This is a genomic window from Acinetobacter calcoaceticus ANC 3811 (assembly GCF_000399665.1).
Classification (GTDB): Bacteria; Pseudomonadota; Gammaproteobacteria; order Pseudomonadales; family Moraxellaceae; genus Acinetobacter; species Acinetobacter calcoaceticus_B.
The window spans coordinates 3,047,351-3,060,508 of sequence record NZ_KB976986.1 but is presented as its reverse complement, the minus strand read 5'-3'; the positions used below and the strand labels follow the sequence as shown (position 1 = coordinate 3,060,508).

The following is a 13,158-nucleotide window of genomic DNA, read 5'->3' as shown; positions in this document are numbered from 1 at the left end:
CGACTAAATGGGGGGCTTTAGCCGAATTTACAAGGGTAAAATGTTTAAAAAATAGATATATTAAAAAACTGCCTTATTTTTTAAATATTTAGACAAGCCTTTTAACCATGCATTTAATAGAAATAACCACGCAATAGCGCTAAATACTACACCAGCAACCGTAGAGGCGGTTACCCAAAGGTTACTGTCCCATGCAAAAAAGAAGAGCGGAATAAACCAGACCGCAGCAAAAATTGCCATACAAAGAAATAGAATCCCGTTTCGCATAATCCATAGTGCATGCGCATGAATCCAAACTTCTGCATTATCTACAACCGCCACTTTACGAGCGACCAAATAAGCAAAGGCCGCAAAAATAACCGTAAACAATGCAAGAAACATGAACGCATAAGAAATTACTATATAACGGCGATGCTGTTCGATATGGTCTTGCCCCATCTGTATTTCACCTCAATTCACTGCACTTAGCCTATTTTTTATGCAGTGAAATAATCCTGTATTTTTTGTGTAAAGACAGGTGCTACTATATTGGAGTTTTCAATATTTCGCACCTTTATTCACAAAAAATTTATGTATTTTATGCGGTTTTTTTCACCTTAAACCATGCTGCGTAGAGCGCAGGTAAGAAAAATAATGTCAGTAAGGTGGCCACAATCAATCCGCCCATGATCGCAACTGCCATCGGACCAAAGAAAATACTTCGTGAAAGTGGAATCATCGCTAACACGGCTGCCAAAGCAGTCAAAATAATCGGACGGAATCGACGCACTGTCGCTTCAATAATCGCTTCCCATGTTGGATGCCCTGCTTGCCTGTCTTGTTCAATTTGATCAATCAAAATAAGCGAGTTACGCATGATCATCCCAGAGAGCGCAATTGTGCCCAACATCGCCACAAAGCCAAATGGTTTGTTAAATAGGAGTAAGAATAAAACCACACCAATTAAACCAAGTGGAGCTGTTAATAACACAATGGTCGCTCGAGATAAGCTTTTGAGCTGAATCATCAGTAATGTCATGACTACAGCCAAGAACAGTGGCATACCCGCATTAACGGAGTTTTGCCCACGTGCAGACTCTTCTACAGTTCCACCAACTTCAACAAGATAACCACTTGGTAATTCAGCACGTAATTTATCCATTGATTCAGCTAACTCTCCAACCACCGTAGCTGGTTGTAATTGAGTCCGAATATCTGCACGAACAGTAATGGTCGGTAAGCGGTTACGATGCCAAATTAAACCATCTTCAAACTTATATTCAATTTTAGCAATCTGGGCTAAAGGCACGGTCGTTCCATTGGTCGTTGGTACAGCCAAACTTGCCAGTGAAGCTACTTCAACTCGCTCGCTTTGATCACCGCGTAAACGAATTTCGATGAGTTCACGCTTTTCACGATATTGCTCAATCGCACTCCCTGTAATTGATGCATTAATGAAGTTCGCTAAATCGACACTAGAGACACCCATTTGTCGAGCACGATCTTGGTCAATTTGAATTGAAATAATCTTACTCGGCTCACCCCAATCTAAATGCACATTGGTAGTATTCGGGTTTTCGCTAACCAGTTTAGCGACCTTCTGTGCTTCTTGGCGGACCAGATTTTGATCTTCGCCCGACACACGATATTGCAATGGATAGCCAACAGGTGGGCCATTTTCTAGTAATGACACGCGAGTACGAACTTGCGGAAGTAATTGCTTAATTTGTGTGTCTAATGAGCGTCGAATTTCATCACGATCATCAAGCGATGATGCGAGTACAACAAACTGAGCAAAGCTGGCTTGCGGTAATTGCTGGTCTAACGGTAAATAAAAACGTGGTGAGCCTGTACCGACATATGCCACATAGTTATCAATACCTTTTTGTTTAGACAGAAATTTTTCAACCTTTTTCACAGCTTGTTCCGTCGCTGTTAAAGAAGCGCCTTCTTCAAGTTTTAAATCGACTAAAATCTCGGCACGGTTCGAAGGTGGAAAAAACTGCTGAGGAACGATCTTAAACATCAGCACAGATAGCACAAAAATACCCACCGTTGTCGCAATTACGGTTTTACGGTAAGTCACACAAAACTCGACCATCTTTCTAAAACGTAGATAGAAGCTAGATTGGTAAGGGTCGTAGTGATGATCCTGTGAAATGGCCACAGTTTGCGGTTTTTTGGTTAATCTCGCCCATAAACGGACATACCAAGGTGCCTGATGGCCTGTTTTAGTAAAATCGGGTAATAGTTTTTCACCTAAATAAGGTACGAATAAAACTGCCGCGACCCAAGAGACTAATAAGGCAATCGTCACCACCTGAAAGATAGAACGAGTGTATTCACCTGTATTAGACTGAGCGGTAGCGATCGGTAAGAAACCAGCCGCAGTAATCAGTGTTCCGGTAAGCATCGGAAATGCAGTTGTTTTCCATGCAAATCCAGCGGCTTTAATCCGGCTATAACCCTGCTCCATCTTAATTGCCATCATCTCGACGGCAATAATGGCGTCATCGACTAACAGACCCAGCGCCAGAATCAAGGCACCCAGTGAAATCTTATGTAGGCCTACATCGAATAGATTCATACCCGCAAAAGTCATTGCTAAAACTAAAGGAATAGAAAAAGCGACAACCAATCCTGTACGGAAACCTAAAGAGAAAAAACTCACTAACAAGACAATAATAACTGCTTCAGCGAGTACCTGTGTAAACTCATGAATACTGCGTTGCACTGCTACAGGTTGGTCAGAAACTTTTTGGAGCTTCATACCTAAAGGCAATTTTTTTTGCAGTTGGGCAAATTCTGTCTCTAGATTTTTACCTAAGGCAATGATGTCACCGTCCTTACGCATCGATACGGCAATACCAATACCATTTTCCCCCATGAAACGCATGCGTGGCTGAGCAGGTTGACTAAAACCACGGTAGACATCAGCGACATCACCAAGCTGAATAGTTTTATTGCCGACTAGTAAAGGCATTTTTTTTATTTCATCAATGTTCTGTAAATGACCACTTACACGAATCTGAATGCGATCTGTACCTGTTTCAAAAAAACCCGCACTGGCTATACCATTTTGCTTTTGTAAGGCATCTTGAATCACTGTAACTGGAATACCAAGCTTTACTACTTTGGTATTAGAAATTTCAATCCAGATTTTTTGATCTTGCAATCCAACCAATTCGACCTTGCTGATATCCTTGACCCGTTGGAACTGTAATTGCAAACGATCTGCATATTCTTTTAGAAGTGCATAGTCAAAATCTTTGCCTGTCAGTACATAAATATTGCCAAAAGTCTCTCCAAATTCATCATTGAAAAATGGACCTTGTACACCGTTTGGTAGTTCATGGCGTATATCATTTACCTTTTTACGAACGTTGTACCAAACATCAGGAATCTGTGCTGATTTCAATGAACCGTTTGCGAAAAAAGTCACTGTCGATTCACCTGAACGGGAATATGCCGTAATCTTGTCATACTGTCCTGTTGTCATGAGTTCCTTTTCGATACGGTCCGTAACTAAAGTAGAAACTTCTTTGGCAGTTGCCCCAGGCCAGTAGGTCTTGACCACCATTATCTTAAAAGTAAATGGTGGGTCTTCACTTTGTGATAATTTTGAGTAAGAGATCGCACCAATAATGCCAAGCAACAGCATAAAATAAAGGATAATGCCTTTATTATTTAATGCCCATTCTGAGAGATTGAATTTCATGGCTTCGTTGCCCCCTGAATTTTCACCACGCGATTTTCACGGTCAATCGGGTGGATCTTCTGCTTATCGCGTAGCAAATGAATCCCACCAATCACAACCCAATCATTTGGTGTTAAACCAGTTAACACGGGTACACTATCTCTACCATATGCTCCAACTGTTACAGTTACTTTACGCAAAGTCTGGTTTGCATTGACTACCCATACGTAAGCTTGATTATCTGTAGCTGAAACACTCGAAAGTGGCACACTCATCACATTAGTTTGAATCGAGCTAAAAAATACGCGTGCACTTTGTCCAAGCTGAATAGCAGATTGGCCTTCTTTGAGTGCAACTTTCACTGTAAAGGTACGAGACTGATCAGCCGCAGGAGAGACTTCACGTACATATCCAGCAAATTTTTCATTCGGTTTAGACCACAAGGTTATCCAAGCCCGTTGACCAACTTTAATCTCGGCAACTGCTTGTTCTGGCACACCAATAACCACATCACGCTCACCATCAATGGCCAGTTGATAAGCCTCTTGGCCCGCAGCAACCACTTGTCCAATCTCAATGTTTCGTGCAGTAATTACTCCGTTTTTATTAGAAACGAGTTGGTTATAACCAGTTTGGTTTGCAGAAACTTCATAGTTAGAATGAGCTTGCTGTAGAGCCGCTTGCGCAGCATCATATTGGTTTTTTACCGTATCGAATTGCGAACGACTCACCGCATTAATCGGCAATAATTGCTGAAAACGTTTAAGTTCATCTGCTGCTGTTTTTGCTGAAGCCTGTGCATTGTCCAGTTGGGCTTTAGCGGCATTTAATTGTAGCTGAGCATCTGCCACGTCAAGCTTTGCTAAAACTTGTCCGACTTTAACTCGATCACCTACATCCACGTAACGTGCCGTAACCTGTCCACCCACCCGAAATGCCAAAGCAGTTTGTTGTCGAGCCTGTACATCTCCTGCATAACTTTTTAATTCGTTTAGTGTGGTCGAAGGCTGTGTCACCATCACGTAGGGTATTTCTTCTGTTTTGGGTACCTCTTTACTACACCCCATTAATGTGACCGTGCAAACAATCACCATACTCATGATGAGAGGTTTTAACAGATTCATATTTTATCGCTCTTATTCAAACTGGTTTTTTAAGGCACAATATGTTTGCATCATAAATTGTTTATTTTTTAATTAATATACTCATGGGTACACTAATTAAAGAAAAGCTTATAAATTGCTATCTTTTTAAATTTTTATCAGAGGATTTTGTGCAAACAATTAATCAAAGTGGTCGCCCCAAAGATCTGGAAAAACGTGCTCGTATCCTACAAGCCGCAAAAGTTATTTTTTTAAAATCTGGCTATCACGGTACCAGCATGAACCAGATTGCACAGGAAGCAGGTGTCACTAAACTCACGGTTTATAATCACTTTCAAGACAAAGCGAACTTATTTATCTGTGCGATTACAGAAACTTGTGAAGAATCGCTTTGCACTAAACAATTTGAATTAGATGCATCGGCAGACTTTTATCAAGCACTATTTATTGTGTGTGCACGCGCCTTGCAGATTATTTACTCACCTGAAGCACTTAAACTCGAGCATGTTTTATTTGAACTCGCAGCAGAACAAAGCCCTTTAGCTGAACAATTTTTTACTGCATCGCATACGCGACTTCAAAATCAGTTAGCCGCATTCTTCCAAAAAGCAGCTGAATTAGGTTTTATCCAAGCAGATGATCCAGTTTATCAAACAGAGCTTCTTTTAACTTTGTTGCTTGGTGTCCGTCACCACAAGGTTCTACTTAGAATTATTGCTGTGCCTAATGCACAAGAGCTAGAACAAATTATTAGAGATGCGATTAATTTATTCTTGCTCAAATATCGGAATTAAACCAAAGTCCGATTGCCAAAAGTTGCACTGAGTGCATGTCTACTTTTAAGACGCAATAAGCGAATTAAATGTTATTTTTTAAGCAAAAATTCACATTTTCTTACGCTCACAGCTTGGAATGTTTGTTAATCGCGCTATATTCGATAAGAATAAGAACAGGAGAAAATAGCATGGTTCAGCAAATCGATGCGCCACTGCGTGAGGATGTCCGTTTACTTGGCAATTTGTTAGGTGAAACCCTAAAACAACATGCAGGACAAGAACTGTTTAATCAGATCGAGCAAATCCGTGCGCTTGCTAAAGGTGCACGTGATGGTCAAGCTGAAGCCGAAAAGCAATTAGAACAATTATTTTTAGAATTGCCCGATGAAGAGCTATTACCTCTTACCCGCGCTTTTTCTCACTTCCTAAATTTTGCCAATATTGCCGAGCAATATCATGTAGTGCGTAGCCGCAGACAGGCAGAATTTGATTCGGAGGCTAATTCTCCAAATCCACTTGTTCACCTATTTGAAAAATTTAAAGATAAAAGTATTTCGACAGAAAAACTGTTCCAGCAAATTTGCGATCTCAATATTGAGTTAGTACTTACAGCGCACCCAACCGAAGTCAGCCGTCGTACACTCATTCAAAAATATGATGATATCAATGCATGTTTGTCTCAGCTTGATCAGCAAAAACTCACTCCACGTGAACGTCAAAGTGCACTTGCCAACTTAAAGCAACAAATCAGTTCAGCTTGGCAAACAGATGAAATTCGCCAGCACCGCCCGACTCCAGTTGATGAAGCAAAATGGGGCTTTGCAACAATTGAACAAACACTCTGGAATGCTGTACCTAAATTTGTTCGTGAGTTAAATGAGTTGGTCCAAGAAAATTGCCAACAAGATCTACCCCTTAGCATTGCACCAGTGCGTTTCGCATCTTGGATGGGTGGAGACCGTGACGGCAACCCAAATGTTACTCATCAAATTACCCAAGAAGTACTGTGGTTATCACGCTGGCAAGCTGCCGACCTTTACCTAAGAGATATTGAAAACTTACGTTGGGAACTTTCAATTCAAACCTGTTCTGAAGAAATGATTCAGGCTATTGGTAACCAACATGCAGAACCTTATCGTGAATATTTACGTGCAACACGCGAACGCTTAAAAGCGACTCGCCACTGGTTAGCTCAACGCTTACAAGGCTTAGAAGCAGACGACAGCAATGTCATTAAAAGTAAAGATGAGCTTTTACAACCATTGTTGCTGTGCTATCGCTCTTTAATCGACAGCAACTTGCCTGAAATTGCGAATGGTCAACTTCTCGACTTTATTTACCGTGTGAACTGTTTTGGTATTGAACTACTTAAACTCGACATTCGCCAAGAATCAGGTCGTCACCGCCAAGCGATTTCAGCAATTACTGAATATTTAGGTTTAGGTAATTTTGAGTCTTGGACTGAACAAGCACGTCAAAACTTCCTGATTCAGGAATTACAAAGCAAACGCCCGCTTTTACCGAAATATATTAACGAACCTGAAGGCAGTTTGATTGGGCACCCAGATGTCCAAGAAGTATTTGCCACCATGCGTACCTTGGCAGACCAACCGCCTGAATCTTTAGGGGCCTATATTATTTCGATGGCTGAATATCCAAGTGATGTTTTAGCTGTGTTGTTATTGCAAAAAGAAGCAGGTATTCAGCATCCTTTACGTGTAGTTCCTCTGTTTGAAACTTTAAAAGACTTAGATGGCGCTGCAACGACCATGAATACGCTGTTCAATATGCATTGGTATAAACAGCACATTCAGGGTAAACACGAAGTGATGATCGGTTACTCCGACTCAGCAAAAGATGCTGGTTTCATGTCAGCTAACTGGGCGCAATATCGTGCTCAAGAAGAGCTCACTGCAATTGCTCAAAAACACGGCGTACAGTTGACGCTGTTCCACGGCCGTGGTGGTTCAATTAGTCGTGGTGGTGCTCCAACACAACAGGCTCTATTTTCACAGCCGCCGGGTTCTATCTCTGGTGCAATCCGAGTCACAGAACAAGGTGAAATGATTCGCTTCAAATTCGGTCTAGAAGGAATTGCCATGCAAAACCTTGAAATCTATACCGCTGCAACACTCGAAGCGACCTTATTACCGCCACCAGAGCCTAAAGCCGAGTGGCGTGAAATCATGAACCGTATGACCGATCATTCTGTGAAGGTTTATCGTCAGACAGTGCGTGAAAACCCACATTTTGTGAAGTATTTACGGACCGTTACGCCGGAACTTGAATTACAAATGTTGCCTTTAGGCTCACGTCCAGCAAAACGTAAAGTGAGTGGTGGTATTGAGTCTTTACGTGCGATTCCATGGGTATTTGCATGGACTCAAATCCGTTTGATGTTACCTGCATGGCTAGGCACTGGTGCTGCAATTAATGAAGTGATTGCCGATCAGCAAAAAGCAACGCTTGATGAAATGCTCCAGCAGTGGCCTTATTTCCAGACGCTGATTGATATGCTGGAAATGGTATTGTCTAAATCCGATGCCAACATTGCACTCTATTACGAGTCTCATTTGACTGAAGATGAAGATTTAAAAGTGCTCGGTAATCAATTACGTCAGCGCTTAAAAGATGCTGTTGAAACACTACTTAAATTGAAAGATGAATCAAAGCTTCTTAGCAATAACGAAGTTCTTGATCAATCAATGCAGGTTCGTAAACCATACTTACTTCCTTTGCATCTTTTACAGGCTGAACTCATGAAACGCCGCCGTGATTATCTCGCTGAGCGTCAGGCAGAACATACTCCTGTTGACCATGCACTCATGGTAAGTATTGCGGGTATTGCTGCTGGTTTACGTAATACGGGCTAAGCTAATTTTACCAATTGTTTAACAAAGCAGTGCATCTTGATGTGCTGCTTTTTACTTGCAAAATTCTCTATTTTTCTTAAATTTTCCTCGATTTTCTATTTTTTAGAATATTTTTTTAAAATCAAAAAATGAGTCTTTATGAGAAAAAAATAACTAATTCCTTATATTTAGAATTCATAAAATTATACCAATCGTTAAAAAATAATTATTTTTCACTAACATACTTCTCTCTAGAGATTAAATGCATTCTCAAGAAAGAGTATCATGGCACCAATTAAAGAATAATGAGCTTATTTTATGTCCAATTGGTTTCCAAAATGGCAGCCTTACCAAGGTGATATTGATCATCGGCCAGTCTCTACCAATGAATATCTTCCTCCAGTTCAAAGTGCTATTTTAGGTATTCAACATGCGTTTGCCATGTTTGGAGCAACTGTTTTAGCACCATTACTCATGGGCTTTAATCCTAACCTTGCCATTTTAATGTCTGGTATCTGTACCATCCTGTTCTTTTTAATTACGGGTGGTCGTGTTCCGAGTTACTTAGGCTCAAGTTTTGCATTTATTGGTGTGGTTGCAGCAGCAACTGGGCATATTACGGGTTCGGGCGCCAATCCAAACCTCTCTATGGCTTTAGGTGGAATCGTTGCGTGCGGTATATTTTATGCACTCATCGGTTTTATTGTGATGCTTACAGGCACACGCTGGATTGAAAAACTCATGCCACCTGTCGTGACTGGCGCGGTTGTGATGATTATTGGTCTAAACCTCGCACCCGTTACGATTAAAGGTGTTGCAGGACAACCATTTGAAATGTGGATGGCCTTAATTACTGTACTTTGTATGGGCAGTATTGCAGTCTTTACTCGCGGATTATTGCAACGTTTGCTTCTGTTAGTCGGTTTAATTTTGGCTTATGTAATTTACGCCATCACCACCAATGGGCTAGGTTTTGGTAAACCCATCGATTTTAGTCAGATCTCAGCAGCTGCATGGTTCGGAATTCCAAGCTTTTCGCATCCTACTTTTGATACTAAAGCGATGCTAATTATTGCGCCCGTTGCGCTCATTTTAGTAGCAGAAAACCTAGGCCATATTAAAGCTGTTGGTGCGATGACGGGTGAAAACCTGACTCCACAGTTAGGTAAAGCATTTGTTGCAGATGGTTTGGCAACAACGCTTTCTGGTAGCGTTGGTGCACCTGGTATGACGACTTATGGCGAAAACATTGGTGTTATGGCAGTCACTCGTGTCTACTCAACCATTGTTTTTGTGATTGCAGGCATCTTCGCAATTTTTTTAGGCTTATCTCCAAAATTTGGCGCGGTAATTAGTACTATTCCAAATGCAGTTTTAACAGGGGCATCTATTGTTGTATTTGGTTTAATTACCATTGCTGGTGCAAAAATCTGGATTGAAAACAAAGTTGATTTTTCCAACAATAAAAACCTGATTGTTGCTTCTGTAACAATTATTTTAGGTGCGGGAAATTTTGAATTAATGTTTGGTAATTTCAATTTAGGTGGCATTGGTACAGCAACTTTTGCAGCTATTATTTTAAATTGGCTGTTTAGTTTAAAAGATAAAATTTAAATTCAAAAAGGCAGCGTAAGCTGCCTTTTTATTATTACCTTTCATCACATTTCTTGATTACTTTTTAGTATGATGACCTCTTAGCCTTCAATACGTTCCCTGTCATGCGTTTTGATTTTTTTGATTTACAGTTGGTTCTTCATATTGTCTCTACAGGTAGTCTAACTAAAGGTGCAGACCGCTCTGCTATTTCACTTCAAGCAGCGAGCGAGCGTATAAAAAAACTCGAACAGTACTTTGAAACACCCTTATTTATTCGCCAAACCACTGGTGTCGAACTCACCACAGCTGGACATGCTTTTGTAGAGCATGCTCGTCAGCTTTTAGTACAAAAAGATCAACTCGAACAAGAAATGCAGAGGTTTAGGCACCCTACCACAGAGGCATTAACGCTTTGGTGTAACTCTTCTGCTCAAAGTGAATATTTACCTACTTTGTTACCTCAATATCTAGTACTTTATCCCGAAATGAATATCGATTTACATGAAGCTGAAAGCTCAGAAATTGTAGATGCATTAACGCAAGGGGTTGCGAGTCTAGGTCTAGTCTCAAGTTTTTTTGATACCAGACATTTGCAGACTAAAGAATTTGCGAGTGATCCTCTAGTTTTGATTTGTCCCGCTACGCATGAGTTAGCTCAATATCAAAAGCTGAATTTGGTAGAGGCTCTAAGCTATGGTTTTATTGGTCTTAAACCCCATCACTCTTTGCAACAGTCCATTGAAACTCAAGCTAAGCTCTTAGGCTTTAACATACAGTACCGTTTGCGCTTACCGAACTTTAGTGCAATTACTGAGGTCGTTGCGAAAGGCGTGGGAATTGCGATTATGCCAGCTCGCGCTGCACAGCGATTGCAATCAGATTATGATTTCCATTCGATCCAACTGCTAGGTGCATGGGCAAATCGTAAACTACTTTTAGCCGCACAAGATTTCAGCCAATTGCCTAGTAGTTACCAACAATTTGCAGACTTTTTATTGCAGCATCGCCCTTAGAAATTTGGTTTAGTGCAAAATCATGTAAAGCCCTAATGACACCAAACCTATAAAAAAGATACGGCGGAATAACTGCTCGTTGAGTCGATAGCGAATTTTTTTACCTAACCACATCCCAACGAGTGCAGCAACTAAAGCCGCAAAAGATAAACGATAGTCCAGTGTTATTCCTGAAATCGGGTTGTGGTGTAAAAAAACTGCAAGACAAATGGTAGACACCGTAAAAGTCAGCCCTAGAGCTTGTACCAACTCATCACGTTTTAAATGTAAAGACTGCAAATACGGTACAACAGGAATAATAATGACACCTGTTGCTACCGTCACCGCCCCACCAATATAACCAATGATGGGTGATAGCCAACGCTCATGCTTCCCTAAGTGCGGAAGCTTCTTCACGCATAGACCATAAAGTCCATATAAGGCCAACATACAGCCTAATAAAATTTCACTACTATGCCCATGACTTTGACTTAAAGTCGGTAGAAAACTCCATATTGAACCCACCACAATGCCTACAAGCAAAGTCCAGAAACGGCGAATAAAAGCCCAGACATGTCCTTCAGCAAAAAGCTGCCAAACATTGGTGACCATTGAGGGAACAATGAGTAAAGAAGCTGCTTGAAAAGGACTCATTGCGATGGTGAGTAAACCCATCGATACTGCGGGCAACCCCAGACCGATCATGCCTTTAATCATGCCAGCAAAGGCAAACACCATCATAATAATTACTAAAAAAGTCACTGTTTATCTCCGATTCCCTACATGGTTATGCTACGGAAAAAACAGGTTTTGCCCTATTCTTGTTTTTAGGAGTAGGCCTCAATTAGAAGTTGAGGCCGTTTTATATTTTTCTTCTAAAACATTACTAAAAATACTTTCAATCATCCAAACACGGTACAAACTATTAAATACATAACTTTGACCATCAATACGCAACTCTAAAACTGGCAAATCAGGCTGATGCTTATCTTTGCAAAAAGCATCATTTTGCGCCAGAACAGCTGGCACATCCTGCTCGGTTAACTGCTCAATTCCCAACTGCTGCTGTAATTCTTGGAAATGCTTTTGGAAAGATAAATCTTTGCCTTTTGTCCAAACGGCCTGCAAGATTGTAAAAATCGTATCGATTTGCTGATTTTCCTGCACACTATAGAAAAGCTTTGCCATTTCAAACGCACTTTCTTCGGTAGGGCGGCAAAAAGGAGTAAAAGCGACATCTGTTCGTTTAGAAACACGGGTCGCCAAACTCCAATCAAACCAATCTCGGCCTTGGTAGCTTAAAGGGTAAACTTTTAATTGAATGTCGTAATAATCAGCTAGTTCTTCCTTAATATAAGCAAGCAACAGCCAACTCATTGGATCTTCTAAGGCAATATATATATCGAGTTCAGGATGAAGTGTCTGAATTTCGGTAAGTGCCTCAGCATCATTAATCAAATGCTCACGCCATTCGATATGATTAATTAAAAAGATCGGATTACCAGTGAGTAACTTTTGCTGTTTTAGACGACGGGTTAAACGTAATAAATCATCTACTGCATGATATTTACGTCCACCAAACTCAAAGTACGCCGCGGTTACAGGCTCATCCGTAAAAATACGTTCTGAAAAATGTTGAGGAAGCTGATGTTTAACTGCCATGGCATGTAAAGTACGCAGCTTTCCATATTGTTGCTGCCAAAGCATGTGAAAAATATCTTCAAGTAAATGTAAGAAATTCTGACCTTGTAATGGGGTTCTTTTTAATATGACAGCGGCTTGTTTTAAAGATTCTTGGCTTGGGATTTCTGGAAATTCATCAAAAGCAAAACGGTGTTGTTTGGCTAATATTTTGGCATCATTCAGACAATAATTTTGCCACTCTTCATGCGACATACCATTCGGAGGTTCAGAAGCAGTATGGGAAATAATAATTTTTAAAGGTTTAAGCTCATCACTTAAAATCTCATCGAGCTGAGACAGTTGCTGAACAGCTAAATAGCTATACACATCATCAAGTCGTAAATAAATACTTAAACCATTTTCCGTGGGTAACACCGCTTGACGAGAAGGTTTTTGGTAAAACCAACTCGATCGGATAGGGTCAAACCAACGGCGTAGCAGTGACATGAGAGTAGAGCCTCTAAAAAATAAATCCTAAGC

The 13,158-nt window shown here is 40.7% G+C and carries 9 protein-coding genes; 4 read left to right on the top strand and 5 right to left on the bottom strand.

From position 1 onward, the window contains the following. Positions 1-60: 60 nt before the first annotated feature. From F935_RS15580 to F935_RS15570, 3 genes are all read right to left on the bottom strand, one after another. Complete coding sequence (locus F935_RS15580; protein ID WP_016139760.1) at positions 61-438, bottom strand: hypothetical protein; 378 nt, start codon at positions 436-438, stop codon at positions 61-63. Positions 439-577: 139 nt separating this feature from the next. Beyond that, positions 578-3,697 carry an efflux RND transporter permease subunit gene (locus F935_RS15575; protein WP_016139759.1) on the bottom strand — a complete coding sequence of 1,040 codons (3,120 nt, stop codon included), beginning with the start codon at positions 3,695-3,697 and terminating at the stop codon, positions 578-580. Continuing rightward, positions 3,694-4,800 carry an efflux RND transporter periplasmic adaptor subunit gene (locus F935_RS15570; protein ID WP_016139758.1) on the bottom strand — a complete coding sequence of 369 codons (1,107 nt, stop codon included), beginning with the start codon at positions 4,798-4,800 and terminating at the stop codon, positions 3,694-3,696. Before F935_RS15570 ends, F935_RS15575 begins: the two co-directional genes overlap by 4 nt. Positions 4,801-4,949: 149 nt before the next feature. Between F935_RS15570 and F935_RS15565 the strand changes: the two genes are divergently transcribed. From F935_RS15565 to F935_RS15550, 4 genes are all read left to right on the top strand, one after another. Beyond that, positions 4,950-5,573: a TetR/AcrR family transcriptional regulator gene (locus F935_RS15565; RefSeq protein ID WP_016139757.1), complete on the top strand. Its 624-nt coding sequence runs from the start codon at positions 4,950-4,952 to the stop codon at positions 5,571-5,573. A 170-nt stretch (positions 5,574-5,743) separates the two neighbouring features. Then, a complete protein-coding gene (gene ppc, locus F935_RS15560) occupies positions 5,744-8,428 on the top strand; it encodes a phosphoenolpyruvate carboxylase (protein ID WP_016139756.1) in 2,685 nt (894 codons plus the stop codon). A 297-nt stretch (positions 8,429-8,725) separates the two neighbouring features. Beyond that, positions 8,726-10,021, top strand: a complete 1,296-nt coding sequence (locus tag F935_RS15555) for a solute carrier family 23 protein (protein ID WP_016139755.1) — start codon at positions 8,726-8,728, stop codon at positions 10,019-10,021. Between the two features lie 104 nt (positions 10,022-10,125). Next, a complete protein-coding gene (locus F935_RS15550) occupies positions 10,126-11,016 on the top strand; it encodes a LysR family transcriptional regulator (protein WP_016139754.1) in 891 nt (296 codons plus the stop codon). Between the two features lie 9 nt (positions 11,017-11,025). On the opposite strand, the gene F935_RS15545 is transcribed toward F935_RS15550, so the two are convergent. Both F935_RS15545 and F935_RS15540 read right to left on the bottom strand, forming a co-directional pair. Beyond that, complete coding sequence (locus tag F935_RS15545; protein ID WP_016139753.1) at positions 11,026-11,757, bottom strand: sulfite exporter TauE/SafE family protein; 732 nt, start codon at positions 11,755-11,757, stop codon at positions 11,026-11,028. 78 nt (positions 11,758-11,835) lie between these two features. Continuing rightward, positions 11,836-13,125, bottom strand: coding sequence for a hypothetical protein (locus F935_RS15540; protein ID WP_016139752.1), 1,290 nt, complete (start codon positions 13,123-13,125; stop codon positions 11,836-11,838). Between the last annotated feature and the right edge of the window lie 33 nt (positions 13,126-13,158).